17 protein-coding genes and 1 pseudogene are annotated in these 20,552 nt (G+C 72.0%); 2 read left to right on the top strand and 16 right to left on the bottom strand.

The window, feature by feature from the left end; all coding sequences use genetic code 11:
- Positions 1–112: 112 nt before the first annotated feature.
- Both GGQ91_RS18275 and GGQ91_RS18270 read right to left on the bottom strand, forming a co-directional pair.
- Entirely contained in the window at positions 113–781 is a 669-nt protein-coding gene (locus GGQ91_RS18275; protein WP_132252683.1) for a uracil-DNA glycosylase, read from the bottom strand.
- Positions 778–1,731 carry a pyrophosphatase gene (locus GGQ91_RS18270; RefSeq protein ID WP_238277068.1) on the bottom strand — a complete coding sequence of 318 codons (954 nt, stop codon included), beginning with the start codon at positions 1,729–1,731 and terminating at the stop codon, positions 778–780. Before GGQ91_RS18270 ends, GGQ91_RS18275 begins: the two co-directional genes overlap by 4 nt.
- 402 nt (positions 1,732–2,133) lie before the next feature.
- On the opposite strand from GGQ91_RS18270, the gene GGQ91_RS18265 reads away from it, so the two are divergent.
- A complete protein-coding gene (locus GGQ91_RS18265) occupies positions 2,134–2,661 on the top strand; it encodes a hypothetical protein (RefSeq protein WP_007565621.1) in 528 nt (175 codons plus the stop codon).
- 7 nt (positions 2,662–2,668) lie between these two features.
- Positions 2,669–3,262 carry an Nmad2 family putative nucleotide modification protein gene (locus GGQ91_RS18260; protein WP_132252685.1) on the top strand — a complete coding sequence of 198 codons (594 nt, stop codon included), beginning with the start codon at positions 2,669–2,671 and terminating at the stop codon, positions 3,260–3,262.
- 617 nt (positions 3,263–3,879) lie between these two features.
- Here GGQ91_RS18260 and GGQ91_RS18255 read toward each other — a convergent pair.
- The 14 genes and pseudogenes from GGQ91_RS18255 to GGQ91_RS18190 all read right to left on the bottom strand — a co-directional run.
- Positions 3,880–4,275: pseudogene (locus GGQ91_RS18255) on the bottom strand (efflux RND transporter permease subunit); the annotation flags it as partial.
- Between the two features lie 458 nt (positions 4,276–4,733).
- On the bottom strand, positions 4,734–6,593 hold the full coding sequence (locus GGQ91_RS18250) for a TniQ family protein (protein WP_132252689.1): 1,860 nt from the start codon (positions 6,591–6,593) through the stop codon (positions 4,734–4,736).
- A gap of 10 nt (positions 6,594–6,603) precedes the next feature.
- A complete protein-coding gene (locus GGQ91_RS18245; RefSeq protein ID WP_132252691.1) occupies positions 6,604–7,731 on the bottom strand; it encodes an ATP-binding protein in 1,128 nt (375 codons plus the stop codon).
- A gap of 10 nt (positions 7,732–7,741) precedes the next feature.
- Complete coding sequence (locus tag GGQ91_RS18240; protein WP_007565595.1) at positions 7,742–10,003, bottom strand: DDE-type integrase/transposase/recombinase; 2,262 nt, start codon at positions 10,001–10,003, stop codon at positions 7,742–7,744.
- Positions 9,985–10,206 (bottom strand): hypothetical protein, encoded by a 222-nt coding sequence (locus GGQ91_RS18235; protein ID WP_007565593.1) that lies wholly within the window; start codon positions 10,204–10,206, stop codon positions 9,985–9,987. Before GGQ91_RS18235 ends, GGQ91_RS18240 begins: the two co-directional genes overlap by 19 nt.
- Positions 10,203–10,898 carry a TnsA endonuclease N-terminal domain-containing protein gene (locus GGQ91_RS18230; protein WP_132252695.1) on the bottom strand — a complete coding sequence of 232 codons (696 nt, stop codon included), beginning with the start codon at positions 10,896–10,898 and terminating at the stop codon, positions 10,203–10,205. Before GGQ91_RS18230 ends, GGQ91_RS18235 begins: the two co-directional genes overlap by 4 nt.
- Entirely contained in the window at positions 10,898–12,097 is a 1,200-nt protein-coding gene (locus tag GGQ91_RS18225; RefSeq protein ID WP_132252698.1) for a hypothetical protein, read from the bottom strand. Before GGQ91_RS18225 ends, GGQ91_RS18230 begins: the two co-directional genes overlap by 1 nt.
- Before the next feature lie 98 nt (positions 12,098–12,195).
- Complete coding sequence (locus tag GGQ91_RS18220) at positions 12,196–12,366, bottom strand: hypothetical protein (protein ID WP_165937823.1); 171 nt, start codon at positions 12,364–12,366, stop codon at positions 12,196–12,198.
- Between the two features lie 464 nt (positions 12,367–12,830).
- On the bottom strand, positions 12,831–13,340 hold the full coding sequence (locus GGQ91_RS18215) for a hypothetical protein (protein WP_132252700.1): 510 nt from the start codon (positions 13,338–13,340) through the stop codon (positions 12,831–12,833).
- Between the two features lie 528 nt (positions 13,341–13,868).
- Positions 13,869–15,275, bottom strand: a complete 1,407-nt coding sequence (locus GGQ91_RS18210; protein ID WP_132252703.1) for a serine/threonine-protein kinase — start codon at positions 15,273–15,275, stop codon at positions 13,869–13,871.
- A gap of 502 nt (positions 15,276–15,777) precedes the next feature.
- A complete protein-coding gene (locus tag GGQ91_RS18205; RefSeq protein WP_182592556.1) occupies positions 15,778–16,698 on the bottom strand; it encodes a 3'-5' exonuclease in 921 nt (306 codons plus the stop codon).
- Between the two features lie 23 nt (positions 16,699–16,721).
- On the bottom strand, positions 16,722–17,702 hold the full coding sequence (locus GGQ91_RS18200) for a metallophosphoesterase family protein (RefSeq protein ID WP_132252708.1): 981 nt from the start codon (positions 17,700–17,702) through the stop codon (positions 16,722–16,724).
- Positions 17,699–19,642, bottom strand: a complete 1,944-nt coding sequence (locus tag GGQ91_RS18195) for an AAA family ATPase (RefSeq protein WP_132252711.1) — start codon at positions 19,640–19,642, stop codon at positions 17,699–17,701. Before GGQ91_RS18195 ends, GGQ91_RS18200 begins: the two co-directional genes overlap by 4 nt.
- Positions 19,643–19,726: 84 nt before the next feature.
- Complete coding sequence (locus tag GGQ91_RS18190; RefSeq protein WP_132252713.1) at positions 19,727–20,512, bottom strand: metallophosphoesterase; 786 nt, start codon at positions 20,510–20,512, stop codon at positions 19,727–19,729.
- Positions 20,513–20,552 lie beyond the last annotated feature (40 nt).

The following is a 20,552-nucleotide window of genomic DNA, read 5'->3' as shown; positions in this document are numbered from 1 at the left end:
GGGAAGGTTCGAGGCGTCTCATCCCGGGCCAGCATACGAACACGTGCTGGTGCGTCATGCCTGACCTGGAGGCCCGCCAGACCAACGTCGGGAAGATCCGGCTGCGGTTTCCTTACGGCAGCGTGAGTTGCACCGCGCGCGGAGCTTTGGCGGGTAGGCCGTACAACTCGCCCATCCGAGCGACGAACTCGGTCTGACCTCCGTAGCTGGGGTGCCGGACCCGCTCGGCCGCCATACCCAAGTCCGCCAACGCCGCCTCGGCATCCCTCCCGATGGCGACCAGGACCCGGGGCCGCAATTCCGACACCAGCCATTCGAGGAGGTGGCGGGACGCCTGCCGTTCCCGACGGGTGTGGCAGCGATTGGACAGCGGGTCGCCCGACGCGTGCGGATGGAGCGGGAAGACGTTCCAGAGGAAGATCGGACGTCGCAGGTCCCGGAGAACCTGCCAGATCACCGTCGCCGTGCGCTCGGTCATCGCGGGGCCGCGGGTTGCCCGCGCCAGCGGCAATTGACCGTAGAGGCCGGCATGGGCGGAGAGGTGGGCCTCGTCCGTGAGCGCCAGGCCCGTGCGCCGCCCGCCACGGTACCCGAGGTCGCGCGCGATCCAGATCGAGTCGACGCCTCCGGCGAGGGCCGCCTCCAGCACGAGGCGCAGGTTCTCACGCCGGACCTGGGGCGCACCGACGCCGTCGTGGTCCGGGCAGGCCTCGGCGTAGGGGTTGAAGGTGTCGCTGAAGCGAAGCGCCGCGAGGGCCTCGATGAAGGCGCCAGGTGTCATGTCGGCAGGTCCTCGACCAGCATCTTCCGCCCGACCAGATCGAGCCGAAGGCGCCCGCGGCGCTTCTCCCGCAAGAAACGAAACGCTTCGTTACCGGCGAGAATGGCCTCTTCCCAAAGCCAGAGCGGGCAGGCCTCGACCTCGTAGCCGCGCACGAATTGCCTCACCGATTTCAGGAAGGCGAAGCCCAGGTCGCCCGGGCGCTGTCCTTCGAAGAAGCCGAGCTGCTTCGCCTCACCGAAGACGAACGTCGCCACGCCCTCCTCGATCAGGATCGCGCGCGCTCCGTCCTGCCCCTCGTCGACGCGGGCCTCGCTTTTCCTCTTCAGGCGGAACAGCGCGCGCGTCACCGGCGACCAGCCGAGGACGGCGGCGTAGGCATAGTGGAAGGCGTCGTGGAACCGGTAATCGTCCGGCTTCATGATGTTGTCGGTCAGGCGGTCGCCGATGAAGATGCCGTTGCATCGCTGCACGACGTACCGCCTGTCGTTCCCGCCGGTGCGCTCGAAGATGTCGATGGTCAACGCGCGGGGCAGGCGCTCTTCGTCCGGGAACGCCTCGTCGAACAGCGGCGGGGCGACGCGCGTCGCCGGCCAACGGTCCTCGGCCTTCGCGAGGTTGCGCATGGCGGCCTGCTCCAGGGTGACGCCGGCCTCGTTCGCGGCCGCGACGAGAAGGCCGAACACTGCGGAGAGACGCTCCAGGAGGTCCGGGCTTCCCGCGAGGTCGCCCCGCGCCCCCAGCGCGGCCAGCCGGCCGACGGCCCCGGCCAACTGTAGCAGGGTGTGCTCGAAGGCGACGGTCGGGACGTGCAAAGGCAAGGCACGCTGTGGCTGCACGTCCGCGAAGGTCGGCTCGGGTCCGCCGGCGAGGTCCCGGCCGGCGAGATCCCCCAAGCGCAGCCCGGCGTGATCGGCGATCACCGCCAGGTACCAGAGCGCGTCGCCCATCTCCTCGACGACGCTCGCCTCGTAGCCAAGATAGGACCGCGCGTCGCGCTGCTTCTTCTTGGTCTCGCTCAGCAGGCTGCCCGTCTCGCCGAAAAGGCCGAGCACGGCCAGGTCGAGGCCGGTGCCCTTCCCTCGCGTCCGGTCCGTCCGGACCGCCCCGGCTTGATAACCGTTCAGGCTAAGCGGCGCCGTATCCATGTCCCCTCCCCGCTCCAGGTTGGCCTATCCTCAGGTTGCCATCGTCGGACCTTTCCGGCGCTCAGTCCAGGGTTGCCTGTACCCACACACGCGGCGAACGCACCCTTGCCATACCGACCGCGGCTGACCACCTAAGCTTTACTGAGCCAGGCTCCCGGGCGGAATGCGCGACGGAAGGACCTGGGCACCGGGGAGAAGCCGCACATGCCGAAGGTTTGCGTGCTCGGTCCTGTCGACGACGAGGAACGCACGGCCCTGCTCAAGCTCTTGGCCGAGGCGGGCTGCGAGGTCGTGGACGAGGAGGTCGCCGCCGTCGAGCCCGACGAAGGGGACGACGACGAGGAGGAAGACGGCGAGCACGTCGAGGATCCCGTTGCACCGGAAGACGACGAGCCCGCGCCCGCCGATGACGAGGCCCCGGCCGGTCACGCCGAGACGCCGGACGAGGACTTGGGGGTGATCGTGCTGTCTCCCGATTGCCTCGCGGACGAGGAGCTGGGGCGCGTGATGCAGCGGGCCGCCGCCCAGGGTCGTCGCGTGATCGGGATCTGGCCTCCTGGAACCCAGGACGAAACGCTGCCGCGCGCTTTCGAGGATTACGGCGGGGATACCGTTCCCTGGGATGCGGGCAGCCTGCGGGGCGCCCTACCGCGGAGGAACGCGAAGCCCGAGTGGTTGAAGCCCGACGCCCAGCCGCGGGCGGAGCGCCAGACCAAGCGGAACAAGTGCTGAGGCCGGCGTGCGCGTCCACTCCTACGTGATCGACCACGACCTCGGGTTCGCGCCCAATCCGTTCCACCGGGTGTGCACGCTGAGCGCGTGCAAACCGCTGATCCGGCAGCACGCGAGCGTCGGGGACTTCGTGGTCGGGACCGGCTCGATTCCGAACGGGATCAAGGACCGTGTCGTCTACTGGATGCGGATCGACGAGATCCTCACCTTCGACCGGTACTGGGACGACGCTCGCTTCGGCGCCAAGCGACCCGTGATGTCCGGCAGCCGCATGCAGATCTACGGCGACAACATCTATCGACGCTCGGCCGACGGCACCTTCGTCCAGGCCGATTCCTTCCATAGCGAGCCGGGGGGCGTCACCAGCCTGCCGAACCTGGTGCGCGACACCGGTCGGACGGACCGGGTGCTTCTCGGGCGCGAATACGCCTACTGGGGCGGGTCGGGCCCGCTGGTCCCTCAGGAACTGCGCGATCTCGTGCACAGCACGCAGGGCCATCGAAACCAGTTCGCGCCCGAGCGGGTGAGCGCCTTCGTGACATGGCTCCGCGGCATGCCGGGCCGCGGCTTCCTGGGTCGCCCGGCGAACTGGCCAGCCTGAGAGCCGAGCGCCCCGGCGGCCCCACCGCCGGCGAGGACGGCCGGCGAACCCGGCCACGAGGCCATGGGCGTGGCCCGCGGCAAGGTGGCCTCACCCCGGTCCTTCGGCGACATCGACGCCGCGCGCCGGCTGCCCCCGACGGGCGGCTCGGAAGGCGCGGCGCCTGCCGGAATGAGCCTGGCTCAGAAGCCTCTACCGCCGAGTTGTCCCGTGCGATGCCCAGGGGCTTTCGAGTAGGGGCGACGGGCGGAGACCTTTCATCCGGGCCGGTCGGAAGCCCGGGCGGACAGCCGCTCGTGGCACCCGATCTGGCCTCGATCCGTCGAGCCACGGTGGCGGCACGCGATCAGAGACAGGGCGTTCCCAAAGGCGATGAATGACGGCGGCACGCATCGGGCTACGCCGTCCCGCCGCTTGGGTGCCATCTCATTCGGTCCGGGCAGCCTGGGTGATGCCGATCCATGAGCGCGGCTGCGCAGGACACACTCTCATGAAAGCTTGTCCCGTTTTCGGCTCCGCGACAGCGCCGCTCTCAACACAGCTTGTCCCGATTTGCCCGGGACCTTGTCACGCCGCGATGCGGACGCCCTGATCCGACCGCTCACGAGGTCGTCCGGCTAAGGTGTTGGTGTGTCGGTCCACGCCACGACATGGCCTCGTGGAGCGGACGGGAAGGACGCCTTGGCCTTGCCGAACCGGACGTAAAGCGCCGGAAGGACCAGCAGCGTCAGGACGGTCGCGCTGGCCAAGCCGCCGATGACGACGGTCGCCAGCGGCCGCTGCACCTCCGCACCCGTGCCCGTCGCCAGGGCCATCGGGACGAAGCCCAGGGCGGCGACCAAGGCCGTCATCGCCACCGGCCGCAGCCGGGTCAGGGCGCCCTCGTGGACGGCATCCGGAATCGCCGTTCCCTACGCCACGAGCGCGCGGATGTGGTTCAGCAGCACCAAGCCGTTCAGGACCGCGACGCCCGAGAGCGCGATGAACCCGACCGCCGCCGAGACCGAGAAGGGCCGATGCCCGAGGCGCGAACCGCGCCCGCCGGCGTCGATGGGCAGGTGCAAGCCTAACCGCGAGGGTGGACGTCGGCACCGGGTCGGCCTCGCAGGCCGGTAGTGACCTCATAAGCGCGTTGGAGGCCGAACCCGAGCGGCGGCAGGACGGAGATCCGATCCAGCCGATGCCGGGCGATCCGGCAGGTCGCCGCCTGCAGCGCCGCCAGCACCGCGACGCCGGTCGCACCGAGGACGGATCCGAGCGCGAGGCCGCGCCAGCCGAACCGATGGGCCGCCGCCGCGATCACGGTCGCGGCGATGATCCGATCTGTTCACGTCCACTGGAAGGCGACGGGGTCCCCGAACCAAGACGGCGTCACATCCTTCCTCGGTCGACGCCCCGCGCAGATCCTCATCGCCCCGCTCATGGCTTTGCGCCGACGGCGCTCGCGCGGCACGGCGGTCCCGGCTTGCTCCTAGGGTCGCGGCGCGTGGGTCCTGGCGATGCGGCGCCGAAGGTCCGTCGGGACATCCATCCGGCGCCATACCGTCGTGGTCTTTCGGCCCGTGATCGCGAAGGCTGGCCCGACGCCGGCCCGATCCAAGGCTTCCCGCACCCACCGCGCGCCGGATCCCATCTCCCTGGCGAGCGCACCCGTGGTGGCGTACTCGGCCTCGTAAGCCGCGAGCGCATCGTCCCTGACGAGGATCTCCCCGCACGGCATCGCTGTCCCCGCCATGAGGCCTGCCCGGACGATCAGGCCGACGCTGTCCGTCGGGACCGTGAGCCGCCGGCCGACCTCTTCGAGGGTGAGACCCCCACCTTCGCGCGAACGCCGCGCGACCCTGATGTCCTCCGGGTCGACCAGGAAGCCCGCGAGGCCGGGTACGTCCCGCAGGACCGCCCTGACCCGAAGCTGGCCGGCCAGGATCATGTCGCAGGTGCCGCGCACGCCGTCGACCTTGCCGTGCTGGCTGGCTCGCGCGAGCGGAAGGAGGCCGGCGGGCATGGCCCCGACGGTCGGCGCCGAGCCACGGATCCGGGATAGCACGGCGGCCACGGCATCCCGGTCGAAGACGTCGGCCTTGATGCCGGCGCGCGCGTGGATCTCGGCGGGCGGGACGATCCGCGCCGCGACCAACATACGCGTCTGGCGCTTCGCCAGCCCGAGCGCCGCCGGCAGATTTTCCGCGCGGAGCGCGCGGTCGAGGATCGCCCGGATCTGGGCGGCGGTCTCGCGGGCGATGCCGATGGGCGTACCCCTCCTCGTCCGTTGCGGCCAGGCGCCCAGGGCCTTGACGTAGCCGGCGATGAACTCCGGCCTTCGGCCGCATTCCGCGGCGATGTCGGCGAGGCTGACCAACGGGACGTCGGTATGCCGGATCACCACCGAGGTCTTGTGAACCGGGCCCCGGCCGGCGTGATGCGCATAGAGGGCCGCCCGAACCGCATCCCCGCTCGCTCCCGCCGGCAGCCGCTTCGCCCAGAGATACAGATAGCCGTAGACCTGTTCGGCCCCCCAGGCGCCGAGGCCGACATGGTCGGCTCGGGCCATCCCGTCGAGCAGGGCGTCGAAGGCGTGCGGCCAGTCCCGGGCGGTGGCGAGACCGGCCGAGAACACCTCCGGATGGCGCTCCGCCGGAAATTTCGAGAGGGCCCCGTCGGCGCCCCCGAGCAGGGCGACGCCGAACCGCTCCATGGCGTCGCAGGCCTCGGCGAGCGTCAGGCCGTCGAGGAGGGGCACGCTGGTCCGGGCCATGCCGCCGAGGCGGCCGACCACGTAGGCGTCCGCCAGCGTCGTCGCGGGCGGGACCCTGGCGCCGTCGCAGGCGAGAAGGGAATGGCCGTTCCTGCAACGGGTCAGCGAGCCGGCTTCCCAGGTGACGCCCGTCCGGCAAATCGGGCAGGACCCCTCCAGGCGGACATGATGGAGGGGACAGGTGCCGACGGCGGCCACGTCCCACCAGAAGCGCCGGTGGATGTTCCAGTGCGCGTGTCGTCCCGACGGCGTCCTGCGAAGGTCGTCCTGCCAACAGCAGGGACACCACCGCCGCACGTTCGTCGTCCAATCGTCCCGGTGGACCACCTCGTCCGCGATCACGACCTTTTTCTTGGTGATCTCGGTGGGCGTCCAACCCCGGAACGCGTCCTCGCCACGGCCGAGCCGATCCGCGAGGGGGCCGGCGGCGCGGCCCTGCAGGATGTCGCTCATGGAATGGCCCGCGGTCCTGAGGCGTTCGCGGCTCCACGGCTCGCCGTTGACGTCGAAGGCGCGCAGCAGGTGCGCCGCGGCGGATTCCCCGTCGATGACGGGCGGGATGATGGTCAGCCGCATCGGTTTCCCCCTACGCGTCGTCGGCTTGCGTCTCGACCCCGGCCTCGGCGGTCCCCGTCAGGCGCGTGAGCCTCTCGAACTCGATCTCCTTCATCTTCGGCAGGGTCGAGATGTCGACCACCAGGAACGGGTTCCTGCGCGGACCGAGCTCGAAGATCTCCTCGAAGACGAAGCCGAGGTGGTCGACCTGCCCGATGCTCGGCTTGCCCGATTGGATGGCGCGGAAGGCCGCCTTCTTGACGAGGTGCATCATGCGACCGGTGTAGCCGTTCGAAGCCTTGAGCATGCGCTGAACCATGTCGTGCTCCGACAGGCCGCACGCGGCCGGGAAGCCGAGCCTTGCCTCGACCAGCGACAGGAATTTCGTGGCCTTCTTCACGCAGGCTTCCGAGTGACCCAGGGGCTTGATCGGCTTGAAGACGCAGCGCCGGAGGAGCTGGAAATCCTCCTTCAGCACCTTCTTGAGCCAGGGCATGCCCGAGAGCACGAGGGAGACGGGGCGCAACTCCGCACCGGGCGGCCGAAGCGGGTCGTCCGGATCCGGGATGACGAGGTTCTTCAGCGTCTCGACCAGGGTGCGCCGCTCGTCACCGGTGCGTCCGCGGAAGGCATGGTGGAATTCGTCGATCATGATGATGGAGACGAGTTGGGCGTGCATCTGGTGGCGCACCCGGGTCCAGATATCGTGCTCCTTCAGGTTGGCGCTGAGCTCCTTCTCCGTCATGGCGAGGTACAGCGCGAGACCCAGCGTCTTCAGCGTGCAGGGGCTCGGCGCCTTGATGTAGACCAGCGGCCGCACGGGGCCGAACTCGTCGCGGAACGGCACGAGCGCCGGGCGGAGCTGTAACCGGGCGAGCAGATGCGACTTCCCGGCCCCGGAAGCGGCCGGGATGACGAGGCACTGTCCCTCGACATCGTCGCCGAGGTCCTTGAGCATCTCGTCGAAGCGCGCGACGGTCTTGATCACGACGTCGGTGTTAACGTGGATGGTGTCGACGCGTCGCTTCCAGGCCCGCCGTTCGAGGTCTTGCGGGCTCAAGCGGGTCGCGAACCGCTCACGGCGGACCGGGGCGGCCTGGGGGCCGGGAAGGATGGTGACGTCGGGGCGGAAGATCTCCCCGTCCTGGCTTTGCGGCATGCGATGGCCCTCACTCGGCAGTCCAGTTGTCGGGATCGTCGGGGTCGAACTCGGCGCCGACATCCGCCGTCACGCTCCGCGGATCGGCCTCGGCGGCGACGGGCCTCGGACCGGCCGGCCGGGCCGCCGGCGCGGCGTCCTGCGGGGCTTCCTGCGGGGCGCTGGCCGGGCGCGGGGCGGTCTTGCGGCCACCCTGCCCGACCCGGGGCGCGGGTGCCGCGTCGGCCGCGGCCGGCGGCGCGGCCTTCCGCGGGCGTCGGGTCCGCAGCCGCTCTTCCTCGTGGGCGCCCTCGTCCGCGACGTCCCAGGCGACCTCGAACATCGGGTCGTCGGCGTGGTCGCGGAACCAGTCGACGTCGGCGCTCGCCAGGCGCTTCGGCTTGACGCCGGCCTTGCGGCATTCGGCGCGCAGCAGCTCCATCGCGCGGACGAGCGTCGCGCGAGCGACGCGCTGGCCTTCCTGCGTCATCCGACGCGCCGTGCGGACCACGTCTCGCCACTCCGCCAGGGACGTCCCGTCGGCCAACCCGTCCTCGCAGGGGACCTTGATCCAACCGGCCTCCTCGTCCACCAGGACGAGGAGGTGGCCGAGATCGGACGCTTCGGCCTTGACAAGGAATTCGTCGCCGAAGTGGAAGCCCTTCCTGCGACGGACGCCCTTCAGTTCGTCGGACTGGTAGGTGAGGCCGAGGAAGGTGATCCCGTTCCGCTGGATGGTCCGCGGGACCACCAGGGCGATGAGCGGGTCGAGGTCGTCGGCCGACGGCGGCAGGCGCGTGCCATAGCCCGCCAGGTCCTGCCAGCGCAGCAGGGGCGTTCGTCCGAGCAGCCCGCCATGCTTGCGGTTGTGGTAGATGTCGACGACCCAGATCGTGAAGAACTCGACGAGTTGGGCCAGGGTCAGGGCGGCCTGCCCGACGCTGTCGTAGTCGCCGCGCTCGCGCACGTCGCGGAAGGTCCGTCCGGGAAGGTAGGCGCAGAAGTCGCGCGCGATGGTGCCGAGGGCGCGCTCGACCTTGCCCTTCAGGTGGGGCTTGCGCCGGGGCATGTAGCGGAGCTCGAACCGCAGCTGCCCGGCGGCCGCCTTCATCGACCGGGAGTGGAATTCCTTCCCGTTATCGAGCTTGACCACCTCCGGCACGCCGAACACGGGCCACGCCGTGTCGACCCGGATGCCGGTCAGGTCCTTCGGCAGCACCGCCATGCGCAGGCAATGCATCACCGAAGTCCAGGAGGGACGCTCGTCACTGAGGTGGAATCCCACGATCATGCGGGTCGCGGCGCAGATCGCGACCGTGAGCCAGACCCGCCTCGTGCGCTTGTCCTTGCGGCGCCGGTCGCGCGCCGGCGTGCCGTCGCCCTCCAGGACCAGGACGTCGAGCGGCGTGTGGTCGACCTCGACGATTTCGAGCGGCCGCGTCGCCTGCGGGGCCTTCTTGACGTGCCGGAACGCCTGCTCCGCCGCCGCGGGGCCCTCGCGATGGTAGATCACGTCGAACTGGCTGACGTTCGCCTTCACCCAGCGCCGAATCGTCATTCCGTCAGGCACGTCGAAGGGCACGGTGCGCGTCTTGTTCTCGCGCTCGATCCTGCCCTGGATGAAGACGATGACATGGCTCAGCGGCGGTCCGTTCCGGGTGAGCCAGTCCTCGCGCACGCGCTCCGCGATGATCATCTCGACCTCGGGATCGAGGCGGAAACCCGCCCGTCCCTTCAGGTCGTCCAGCGGGATCAGCGCCACGATGGACTTGCCGCCCTTGCGCCAGCGCCCGTACCAACCCTTCAGCGAGGAGCCGCTCACCCGTTCGAGCGGCACGTCGTCGGGATGGGAGCCCTCGTTCTCGATGGCCCGCTGCCGGCGCTCGGCCGCGACGAGCCTCGCGATATCGGCGTAGCCCTTCGGGACCTTCCTATGGGTCCGCTCGGCGAAGCACCGGTCGCAGGCCTGCACGTAGTCGAGGCGCATCAGCGCCGCGTCCTGCTGGCGAACGTCGAAGGTGTCGATGTTGCGCAGGAGGTTGTCCCTGACGCCTTGGGGGAGCCCGGCGGCGGTGTCCTCCACCAGTTGGAGCCGCCTGGGCTCGCCGAAGTAGAGGTCGGCCAACTCGGCATGGGTCTTCGTGACCGTGACCGGCCTCGCCCCGAGGGTGCGCAGCGTGACGCCGGCCTCGTCGCGCGAGAGCACCTTGTGGTAGACGCCCTCGACGATGACGAGCGCGTCCGCTTGGAGACGGATTTGGCAGGCGCCCATGGTCAGCGCAGCCCCCCGCATGCACCGGGTCCCGCCATGCGCACCCTCCCGCCGCGGTGGAGGTCCACCAGGACGGCGTCGCTCAGCACGACGGTCTCGGAACCGCCCGCGAGCCTGCGCAGGGCGAGGCCCGCCCGCTCGCGGGCGACGGAGGCGTAGGGGACGCCGTCGACGACGACGACCGCGCCGATGGGAAGGCGGAACTGCTGGTCGAGCCTGTTCAAGGTGCACTCCTGAGGTTCGCGGGGCGGCGGATCATGGCGTGGTCGTCGAAGGGTCGGCCGGGGTCGGCCAGCTCGGCCTCGCCGCGCGCGACCAGGGCCACGACGGCCCGGAAGGCGCGGGCCTGGAGCCCCGATGCCGCCCGGAGGTCCCGGACGAGGCCCTGGCCGCCGAAGCGGTCGAGGACGACGCGCATGGTGTGCTGCTCCGCCTCGTCGGCCACGAAGGTGCGCTCGCTCGCGACGAGCGCGGCGTTCGCGACGCGGAGCGCGTCGACCTCGACCTCGGTCCAGAGCTCGAAGCCGTCGTAGCCGGCGGCCCTGGCGCCGGCCTCGATGCGGGGCCGGATCCCGTCCCAGCCCAGCCTGATCACCCGCTTCCGCGGCTTGACCTCGACGGCGATGCGCCGCCCGTCGTCGATCTCCACGGCGAAGTCGGCCGTGTAGCGGCGCCACCGGACGCCGTCGTGCCACCGGAAGGGAGCGGGCTCCTCCTGGTAGCGCAGGACGGCATCGTCCTGCTCCAGGATCAGGATGAAGTCCCGCGCGAGGAGGCCCTCGTAGGCCACCATGCGGTAGCCCATCCCCACCTTGCCGGAGGGGACCTCGCCCGTGATGCAGTCCCGTCGGCCGGTGACGACCGGGCGCGACGGGCTCGGCTTGCCGACATGGCGGCTTCGCAGGGTCGCCGGCATCAGGGCCTCCGCCGGGTGTCGCGGCCGTCGGGTCCCTCGGCCCCGTCGGCGCCACCCGATTCCTCGCCGGTCGGGATCGCGGGAGCGGCCCCCGGCGACAGCCGGATGGGATAGCGAGCGACCCCCTCCTGCCAGCGGTCCAGCGGGGTCCGCCGGTCCGCTCCGGAGCGGCGGAAGTCCAGATCGGCGAGCCAGGCGTGCGCCCCCGCCATCAGGCCTCCTGCGTCCTCGACCGCCTCCCCCCGGGCCGTCAGCCAGCGCTGCAGGCCCGCTGCCCGGCAGGGAGCGCCCGGATGGTCGACCCCGGCGAAGTGCAGCCGGATGCCGAGCGCCGCCGCGGAATGCTGGAACGTGGCGCCGAGGAAGGCGGGATCATGGTCCAGCACGATCACCTCCGGCAGTCCCATGCACAGGCGGGCGGCGCCGAGCGGCTCCGCGGCAGCCGTCGCGGTCCGCGCCCCGAACAGGCCGAGCAGGTCCTCCCCGTCCGGCGGCGCAATGCCGAGCGCCGCCGCCACGATCACGCCGCTGTAGCTGTCGCGTGCGGTGACCAGGTGGACGCGGTCGGCGCCGAGTTCCGGGATGGCGAGCCGCAGGACTTCCCGGGCGACGACGACCTCGGCGAGAGGACGCCCGCACGAGAGCTGCCGGTACCGATACGCCTGCTGCAGGGAACGCAGACGGTCGCCGACCATCCGCACGAGGGTCCGGAAACCGGGAACGTGGGCGGCCGCGCCGCCCCGCGCAGGCGCCGCTTCCAGGCACCTCGCCTGTGCGAGGCGGGCCATGGCCGTCAGCGTGACGCCCAGGCGCGGGTCGGCCTCGGCCACGACCTGGTCGACCAGCTCGCCGATCCACGGGGCCCAGTGGGTCTGCTGCCGGGGCAACCGCGCCATCCGCCGGTCGGCGAGGCCGGCCGGGTTGCCGCCGGCCTCCCTCAGCCGCGCTTCCCATGTCCTGACCTGGCGCGGCGTGGGCGGATCGACGTCGTCGCTCAGCTCGCAGACGGCGCGGATCGCGGCCCGCATGTGGCGGTCACCCCGCCGTCCCTGCGGGAGGTCCTCGACCGCCCGCACGTAGCGGTGGCGGCGCAGCGCGGCGGCGCGCTCGCGCTCCGTCATCTCGTCGAGGGCCTGGATCTCGGCCCGGAGCCGGTCAGCGTCGGCAGTCGTCGACGGAAAAAGTTCGAGCTGCTTCATGGTCGTATGGGTCCTTGAAAGGCGGACGGGGCCAGCCTTGTTGATGGGATGGGATGGGGCGGCGGCCCCGGCCCGGAGGCCGGGGCTTCGTCGGCGGCTCAGAACTCGGTGGGCTCGCTGGCCTCGGTCTCCGGCTCGAACGTCCCCCGCGGGACGCCGAGCAGCGCGGCGACATCCCCGTCCCAGGCATCGAAGGCCCGGTCGATCAGGGGGGCGAGGGGCGGCTGGAAGTCGGCCGTGAGGGGCTCGACGCGGTACGGCTCGTTCATGATGCTCTCCTCGGATGGGGTCGCGCGGGGCCGGTCCGGATCCGTCGCGGGGACGGTCCGGGCGCGGCCGGCTTGGGCCGGCGGATCCCGAGGAGGCGGAGCGCAGCCCGCTTGCTTTCGCAGGCGAGAGCTGGCATACGTCGTCGGTCTCGAATGTCGGACTTGATCCCGGTGGTTGGCCGGTCTGGTTTTCGGCAATCGTGATCACGAGGTCTGGCAATGACGCGGTCGAGAGGGCTCAAGCTCTCGGCCGACGGGCCAGTCCTAACCTGCTACGGCTTCGCAGCTCGGTTGCGGGCAAGCTCAAAGCGTGCGGTCCGGATCGGACCGTGCGCTTTTATTTTGCCGCTCCGATCACTTCCCGACCCGGTGGGTCGCGCGAGCGCGCGCGGAGGGCTGCGCGAGATATGTTGCGCATTGCCATTCTCCTCGATGATTGATGAGTTGTTGGATCTAGACTGGTCTTATGACGCCGAGGCCTTCGTTGGATCTTTCAGATACCAATGTTGTGCCTTGCGATCATGGTAAACCAGGTTTTTATTCTTAAGGCGGGTCTTGTTTTTCTCCGAGGCATCGAGCGTAAAACCGGCGTCCCGAACCGCGTCATTGACTTCGCTTCCCGACAACCCCTTGGCGCCTGCCTTCGCGAGTGCGTCGACGATGACTTGGGCAACCAGGCCCGAGACTTGCGGCACCGGCACCCGCTCGGCCCCGCCCGAGACCGGCTCGTCGGCCGGCAGCGGCTGGGCCGGCGCTTCCATCTCGGCCTGGTCGGCCGCCGGCATCGGCTCCGGCGCGTAGGCAGCCCCCTGCCGCAGGGTCGCGATCACCTGGTCGAGGCGGGCCGCCTTGGCGGTCTCCGCCGCGATGGCGCTCACGTGTTCCAACATGAGCTCCTGAAGCTGCCGCGTCCTGTCCGCGGCGGCTTGCCGGGCCCGGTCGCGCTCCTGGCACATCTGGGTGATCACATCCATTCGGCACCCCCGACCAGGTCCAGGTCCGCATCAGGTCCGGAGTAGCTCCGCGACCTGATGATCGGACCATAGACCGGGTGCCCGCCAGGCCGCAAGTTCTTTCGCCCAGGTCCACCGGACGTGGTAAACGGAACCTGACCCGGTCGGACCGGTCGACCGGGTGAGTGAAACCGGATCGCGCACCCGGCCAACCTTGTCCGTCGCGTCCCCGGGGTTATCCTCTGGCCGAGTGTCGCGTGTATCGAACGGCTGGCGACAATCGAAGTGACCAAGGGCGCCCGCAAACGCCACGTCCGCGTTCGTCGATCTTCAAGTCGATGAAGCATTCATTCGAGCACAGGCCGCCGTACCAAATGTCGGTCTGCGTATTCCAATCAGCATCGGCGCCGAGACGAAGGCGTATGCCGCATTTCATCAAGCTGGCCCTCGGGGGTCAGCTGGTATCGCGACCCTCGCACTGGCCGAGCGGCTTTGCCGTCGACAGGGCCCCCGAGCCGGTCGGCGACCCGGCCGTGGTGGACCTGGTCGTCATGGGCCTGGCCGACCGGTGGGTTGGGCCGGGGCGCGGATCAGGCACCGACCGGCCGGCCCGTCGTGCCACTCGAAGCCGATCTCGACCAGGCCGGACGCCAGCACGAGGTCGCGGACCGGGTCGAACCTGACGGCGCTTCCCTCCTCGTCGGCGGTGCGGACAAGCTCCTCCAGCAACCCGGCATCCTGCGTCCGAACCGGCTCAGGAGCGACCTGGAGCTCGCCGGTCCCGTTGACGTGCATGTGGAGGCTGGGCGCGCGGTCCAGCCGCGAGAGGCGGCGCATCGCGCGATGTGCGGGTGTGTCGAGCTCGTCGGGGATGGACGCATCGAGGATTGCATCGGCGTCTTCGGGCGCGAGCGTCGTCGGCGCGCCGTCCGACGAGACGACCGCGGAGGATTGCTCGAACCGCCCGCCGGCGACGTCGAAGCGGACCGTCAGGAGCAGCCTGACGCCGGCGCGGGACAGGGCGAGGTCCAGCCGGCCTCCGTGCCCCTCGCCCCGGGCATAGCGGGCGTCCCCGATCTCCAGGCCGGCATGCCGTCGCAGCAGTCGACCTGCGGCCGGCGCGAGCGCCTCGTCGATCAGGTCGCGGGAGAGCGCGCCGGCGAGGCTCCGGCGCCATTGCGGACCGCCCCGGTCCGATGTCCGGGCGCCGCGCGCGGGCGGCGCGAGGAGCGCGGCGGCCGTCCAGCGCAGCGCGGGGACGTCGGCCGCGGCCGCGGGGCCGCGGTGAACCAGGTCGGCCAGGTCGCCGATCAAGGATGGAAGGCCCGGCGACAGCGCCGCCTTGAGCCGGCGCTGGACCAGTGCGGCGGCGTCGGCGAGGGCCGCGGAACCGGGTCCGGATGCGGGGCGGCCCGTTCGGGTGGCGCCCGGCGCGAGCCCTTCGAGATCGGCGAGGGCCTGCAGGATGAGCGGCAGCATCCGCAGGTACTCGAAGGCCCGCCCGAGGTGCGCCCGCGTGCCGTCGGCATCCTCGGGGACCCAACGGGCGATCCGTTCCAGGGCGGCCAGCACCTCGGCGTGGGCCCTCAGGGCGAAATCCTTCGGGATCGCGTCGAGCACGGCCCGGTCGGCCGGATGGCGCGACCGGGCGAGGGGGGCGACGATGCCATCTATCCAGGCCTGCCTGATGTGTTTGCGGATGGCGCTCTGCAGCCCGGGGATCTTGGAGACCTGGAGACCGCCCCCGGAGAGCGCCGCATGCAGGGTGCCCATGGCCGTGTCGACGATGGGCCGCGTGTCGGGATGGGCCAGGGCGGAGATGGCCTGCCGCGCCCGCGCGAGTTCGTGCACGTCCGCCCGCACCGGGCGGACGCCGGCGGGGGAAACCGGGAATTCGGGGTCGGGATGCATGGCCGGACGGTGCCCCAGGCGCGCGGGCGTCCGGTCGAGGCGCACGGCACGGCCTCGCACCGGGACTGTGCGCGGAGGCCGGGCCGGGTCGGTCCTGTCCTTGGACGGCGCCCGGGAATCGGGCGCACAGCCCATTGTGCGAGGCGCGCGGCAAGGCACAAACGCCGTCCCCGACCCTGCCGGGACGTGCCGCCGCGCCGCCGCCGGCCGCGACGTTCCCGACGGCGACCCCGGTGAAGTTCCGCTCGCGCGTTCCGCCATGTCCCGCCTCGACATCCAGGGGTTCTCGGGGACCGGGCCGCCTCAGGCGGCACGGCGCGAACGCATGGGGCGCCGGACCGCGGCGCGCCGCTTCGGCATCCGTCGCACGACGGCGCCCGCGGTGGGCGTCACCGGTCCGGGCGCGTGCGCCGGCGGCCGGTCCGGTGTGCCGGCGACGCCGCGCGGCCCGGGCCCGAGACGCGGCGATCTGGACCGGGGCCCCGAGCCCGATCCGGGTGCCGCGCCCGCGACCCGGGGAGACGGGACCGGGACCCGAGGGCGAGGGTCATCCGCCCCGGCGGTCCCTGTCGACGACGAACGCCGGCCGCGTGTCGGACAGGCGTCGCCAGGCGTCGAGGTAGGCGCCGAGATGCGGTCTGCGGGTCCGCTCCAGCTCCAGGTAATCCTGGAGGCCTGCGATCGCCCTGTCGTGGGCCGCGGCGTCGGTCCGGCCGGCGAGATACGCATGGCGGACGTAGATGCCGAAGGTCGTCATCGTGTCGGTCTCGCAATACGCCCGGACGCGCTCGATCTCGCCGGCGGCGACCATGTCGGCCACCAGCGACCCGTGCTCGCCGAGTTTGCCCGGCATGCCGACCAGCGCGGCGGCCTCCTCCAGGGTAAGCCGGCTGGCGCACCCGAACCCGGACATCTCGTCCATGACGTCGACGTGGGCGCCGCCGTACCGGTTGCCGTAGCCCGACCAGCGCGTGCCGCGCCGGAACCAGGCTTCCGCCGAGATGCCGTGGAGCATCGTGCGGTGGAGCAGCGTCGGCATGTCGAAGCCGCGGCCGTTCCAGGTGACGAGCCGGAATCTGCCGGAGGCGAAGTGCCGCCAGAAGCCGCGCAGGATGCGGGCCTCGTCCCAGCCCGCCTCGCCGCCGCTCCTGCAGGCGGTGACCCGATATTCCTCCAGTCCCGTTTCGCCGTCGCGCAGGATCTCCGCCTGCACGAAGCTGACGGCGACCACGGCGTGCCACGCGCATTTCGGAAACTTGTCCCTGGCCCACACCTCGGGCGGCGGCATCAGGGTTTCGTCCGGCACGGTCTCGATATCGACGACGAGGAGCGCGTCCGCATCCGCGCCGGGTTCCGCCGCCGGCCGACGGTCGTGGCGGACGGCGGAGCGCGCGCCGGCCGCGGGTGCGCTCGCGTCGGACATGGAGGGGAGCCGAAGCCGGGGCGACGGGGAGCGGGTCTCGTGCATGGGGCGGTTCTCCGGGGCGGCTGTCAGACCAGGATCGTGCGGCTGGCGTCGAACCCGTTCGTCGGGTCGTCCGGGTCGTAGGGGTTGCTCACGACGCGCGTGCGCCCGAGCCGCAGGTCGCAGGCCTGCGGCACGTTCCCGTGGATCCAGACGGCCGGGGCGCCCCACCCCTCCATCACGGGGTCCAGGGCGGAGGCGTGCCAGCAGACCCGCCACGGGTCGAGCACGGGCCTCGCCAGGGTGGGCGGCAGGCAGGACCGTGATGGGGCGAAGCCGGTGACGACCGCGGCCCGGTCGCCCGGGCCGATGTCGCGCAGGACCGGATTCGGCATATGGCCGTACGAGCCGGCACCGACGGCGACGGCGTTGAGGGCGTCCTCGATGAAGGCCCGCGAGCGGGCGTGCGCACCGGCCGCGTCGTGCGGGAAGAAGGGCACCCCGGGCGCGCTCGCCGCCCTGTCCGTCACCGTCCAGCGGCTCCGGGCGTGGGCGCGGGCGGTCCGGGCGTTCTCGACGCCGTCGAGGGCGAAGTCCGTCCAGAGCGTCGCGCCCAGGATGACCAACCCGGGCCGGAGCGGATCGCCGAGGCGAACGGCGCCGTCGTGGAGCACGGTGATGCCCAGCGCCGCCCCGAGCGGCACGGCCTCGGCGAGCGCCTCGCCCACGGGTTCGCCGTCGAGGTACTCCGCCGGTCCCGGGACGAGGACGACCGGCCGCCGACCCTGGCGGCCGCCGAGCGCGTCCGCAAGCCAGCGCACGGACCGGCACAGGCCGGGCGCGATCCCGCCCGGGACGAGCAAGGCGTCGAAGTCCGGCAGCGGGTCCGGCAGCACGTGGGGCGCCCGGTCGACCCTGAGGTCGGACAGGGTCCACAGACGGAACGGGACGGGCTCCGACGGCGCGGACCGCGCCCCGGGGGCGGCCGGCACGGCGGACGGGCCTTCCGTCGGTACCGGTGCATGCACCTCGGCGCGGGCCACCGGATCGGGAACGTGGAGCGTCACGGCTGTCCTCCGTCCTGCGCGGCGCGGTGTTGGTCCGCCTCGGCGATCAGCGCCCGGAGCGCGTCGCCCGAGACCAGGCGCCGCGCGATCAGCAGCTCGGCGACGGCCGCCACGGCGGTGCGGTTCGCCTCCATGACGGCCAAGGCCTCGCCGCTCAGCCGGTCGAGGTCGCGCTCGACCGCCCCGAGAAGGGCGGGGTCGAGCGACAGCGCGACCGCGACCTCGTGGGGGGCGCCGCGATACGCCAACCGGTCGCCGAGGCCGAGCGAGGCGTGGTTGCCGGCGAGCAGGGTCGTCACGCGCGCGAGGTCCGAGCGGCTATCGCCGCCCGCCCCGGCGCTCGGCTCCCCGAGGAACAGGATCTCGGCAGCCCGTCCGCACAGGAGCGCGACCGCGAGGCCCTCGATCTCCGCGCGGGTCGGCGACTGGCCGAGGCGGGTCGCCACGGAGGTCGCGCCGAGCGAATCCCGGCGCGGGACCAGGTCGACCTGGGCGACGCGGGCGCCGATCCGCTCGAACGCCACGGCGTGCCCCGCCTCGTGGTACGCGCTCCGACGTCGGTCCGCCGGGCTCCCTTGATCCGGCGGCGCGACGCGGCCGAGCAGGTCCTCCGGGCGCATCGGCCGTCCGGCGGCGCGCGCGGCGGCACGGGCCTCGGACACCCACCCGGCGACCTGGGCGCCGCTGGCGCCGAGCGCGAGCGCGCCGAGCGGCGCGAGGTCCATGTCGGGCACCTCGCCGTCGTCGAGGTGTTGCCGGAAGATGACCGCCAGGTCGGCGGCCGAGGGCGGCTTGATCTCGATCACCCGGCCCAGCCGTCCGGGCCTGATCAAGGCGGGATCGAGCCTGTCGCCGTGGTTCGTCGCCGCGATGATGCACACCTCGGGGGCGCCGGGCGCGTTGAGCGCATCGAAACCGAGCAAAATGCTCGTGCACAAGGGGGTCCACCACTCGCGCGCGTGGTTGTCCATCGTGGCCCTGTTAGGAATACTATCAGCCTCGTCTAGGAACAAAATACTAGGAGCTAACGCGCACGCGTGCGTGTACGCGGCATCCCAGGCGCGGAGCACGCCGCCCAGGTGTCCGTCGGATCCGGTGAACCAGGCGCCGACCGAGGTCGCGACCAGCGGCAGGCCCGCGGCCTTCGCGAGCGAGCGGACGAAAGATGATTTTCCTAGTCCCGGGGCGGAGCTGAGGGCGACGTGCCTGTCGAGCCGCTGGAACGCGGGCGCGCCGCCGGAGGCGCGCCAGGTCGCGATCTCGTCGATGAGGCGCGTACCCCAGGCATGGGCATCGCCGAAGCCGACCAGGGTCGCGAAATCGGGCGCCGACCCGACGGCGGGATCCGCGGTGGCCTTCGAGCGCGCCGCCGCGGCGAGGCGCGCGACGCAGGACCGCGCCGTCGTCCCGCGCACCGCGGCGGCGATCTCGAAGAAGTCCAGCCCGCGGGCGATCCCGGGCGGCAGGGTCGGACGCCGCCCCGTGGCGGCCCGGACGACCCGCGCGATCACGGCGTCGGTCGCGCCAGGGAGCCGAACGTGCAGGTCCGCCGCGGCGACGAGGGCCGAAGGCAGGTAGCGCGCGGGCGATTGCGAGACCCCGAGCACCCGGTCGCCGCGGGCGAGCCGGTCTGCCACTCGGTCATTTCCGCGGTCCGCACGGTCCTCGCTTCTCGAACCGCCGTTGCGCGCCACCACGTGACCCCACGCCGCCAGGCGCCCACACGCCTCGCGGACCGGCTCGACCCAGTCGGCGGCCGGAACCTGGACGACGAGGGCGAAGGCGGGATCGGCGGCGATGCGGCGGCGCTGGGCGGGCGAGAGCGCCGCTTCGAGCGCGAAGGCCGCGAGCGTCTCGGTCGCGGGACGGCGCTCGTCGGCGGCGACGTCCCCGGTCTCCGCCTCGTTCAGGTCGTCGCGCAGGAAAGTCAGGTGGGGCATCGTCGCCTTGCTCCGAGGGTGGGTTGGGGTCCGGGGCCGGGGCGCGGCGGGTCCCGTTTCTCGGGACGCATCCGCGGGGGCGGCCTACGACGGCACCTCGACGACGCAGGCCGGGTCGAAGGCGGGGTTCTCGCCGTCGTAGCCGAGGGGGTTGCACAGGATCCGGGTCGGGCCGATCCGGTGGTCTCGACGGGCGTGGACGTGGCCGTGGAGCCAGAGATCCGGGCGGCCGGCGGCGATGAGGCCGCCGAGGTCGCTCGCGAAGGCCGGGTTCAGCACGCTTCCGGCAAAGCTCGGGTCGAGCGAGGCACGGGCCGGGGCGTGGTGCGTGACCACGACGTGCGGTCGCACCCGCGCGTCCGGCGGGTCGACCTCCAGCAGCGCGCGGAGCAGGAAGCCGCGGGTGGTGGCGTGCAGGGCAGCTGCATCCCCCGGCCGGAAGGTGCGCCAACCTGGATTTCGGGTCGTCGCCACGCAGCGGTGGTCGTTGAGACCGGCCTGCGCGGCCGCCATGGCCCGCCGGCGGTCGCCGTCGAGGCCGTAGTCGGTCCAGAGCGTGCCACCGGAGAAGGCGACGCCGCCGATCTCGACGGTATCGTCGTCGAGCAGGGTCACGCCGTGCCGTTCCGCGGCCCGGCGCCCGAGCGCGCGCTCCTCGTCCACGGCCGAGCCGTAGAATTCATGGTTTCCCGCGACGACCAGGACCGGCATGAGCGGACGGATGGTTTGGCCCAGCCATAGGACGGTGTCCGCCAGGCCCTGCCCGACGTCGCCCGCGACGACGGCGACGTCGGCGTCGGGGATGTGCGCGGGTGCCCAGGGCGCCCGCGACAGGTCGCGGTGCAAGTCGCTGAAAGTCCAGATTCGCACGTGTTTGGCTCCTGGGTTCTCAGGATCGTCTCGCTGTTCG

Origin of the sequence: Methylobacterium fujisawaense (assembly GCF_014138435.1) — a bacterium.
In the GTDB taxonomy this organism is placed as follows: domain Bacteria; phylum Pseudomonadota; class Alphaproteobacteria; order Rhizobiales; family Beijerinckiaceae; genus Methylobacterium; species Methylobacterium fujisawaense.
Note: the sequence above shows the minus strand (reverse complement) of the source record. Positions and strands in the feature narration are given on the sequence as shown.

Coding starts and splice junctions, on each gene's coding strand:
- GGQ91_RS18240 (WP_007565595.1), bottom strand. CDS start 10,003: ATGCGGGGGGCTGCGCTGACCATGGGCGCCTGCCAAATCCGTCTCCAA.
- GGQ91_RS18195 (WP_132252711.1), bottom strand. CDS start 19,642: ATGCCCCACCTGACTTTCCTGCGCGACGACCTGAACGAGGCGGAGACC.
- GGQ91_RS18205 (WP_182592556.1), bottom strand. CDS start 16,698: ATGCACGAGACCCGCTCCCCGTCGCCCCGGCTTCGGCTCCCCTCCATG.
- GGQ91_RS18250 (WP_132252689.1), bottom strand. CDS start 6,593: ATGCGGCTGACCATCATCCCGCCCGTCATCGACGGGGAATCCGCCGCG.
- GGQ91_RS18230 (WP_132252695.1), bottom strand. CDS start 10,898: ATGCCGGCGACCCTGCGAAGCCGCCATGTCGGCAAGCCGAGCCCGTCG.
- GGQ91_RS18225 (WP_132252698.1), bottom strand. CDS start 12,097: ATGAAGCAGCTCGAACTTTTTCCGTCGACGACTGCCGACGCTGACCGG.
- GGQ91_RS18275 (WP_132252683.1), bottom strand. CDS start 781: ATGACACCTGGCGCCTTCATCGAGGCCCTCGCGGCGCTTCGCTTCAGC.
- GGQ91_RS18245 (WP_132252691.1), bottom strand. CDS start 7,731: ATGCCGCAAAGCCAGGACGGGGAGATCTTCCGCCCCGACGTCACCATC.
- GGQ91_RS18265 (WP_007565621.1), top strand. CDS start 2,134: ATGCCGAAGGTTTGCGTGCTCGGTCCTGTCGACGACGAGGAACGCACG.
- GGQ91_RS18270 (WP_238277068.1), bottom strand. CDS start 1,731: ATGGGCGACGCGCTCTGGTACCTGGCGGTGATCGCCGATCACGCCGGG.
- GGQ91_RS18215 (WP_132252700.1), bottom strand. CDS start 13,340: ATGGATGTGATCACCCAGATGTGCCAGGAGCGCGACCGGGCCCGGCAA.
- GGQ91_RS18220 (WP_165937823.1), bottom strand. CDS start 12,366: ATGAACGAGCCGTACCGCGTCGAGCCCCTCACGGCCGACTTCCAGCCG.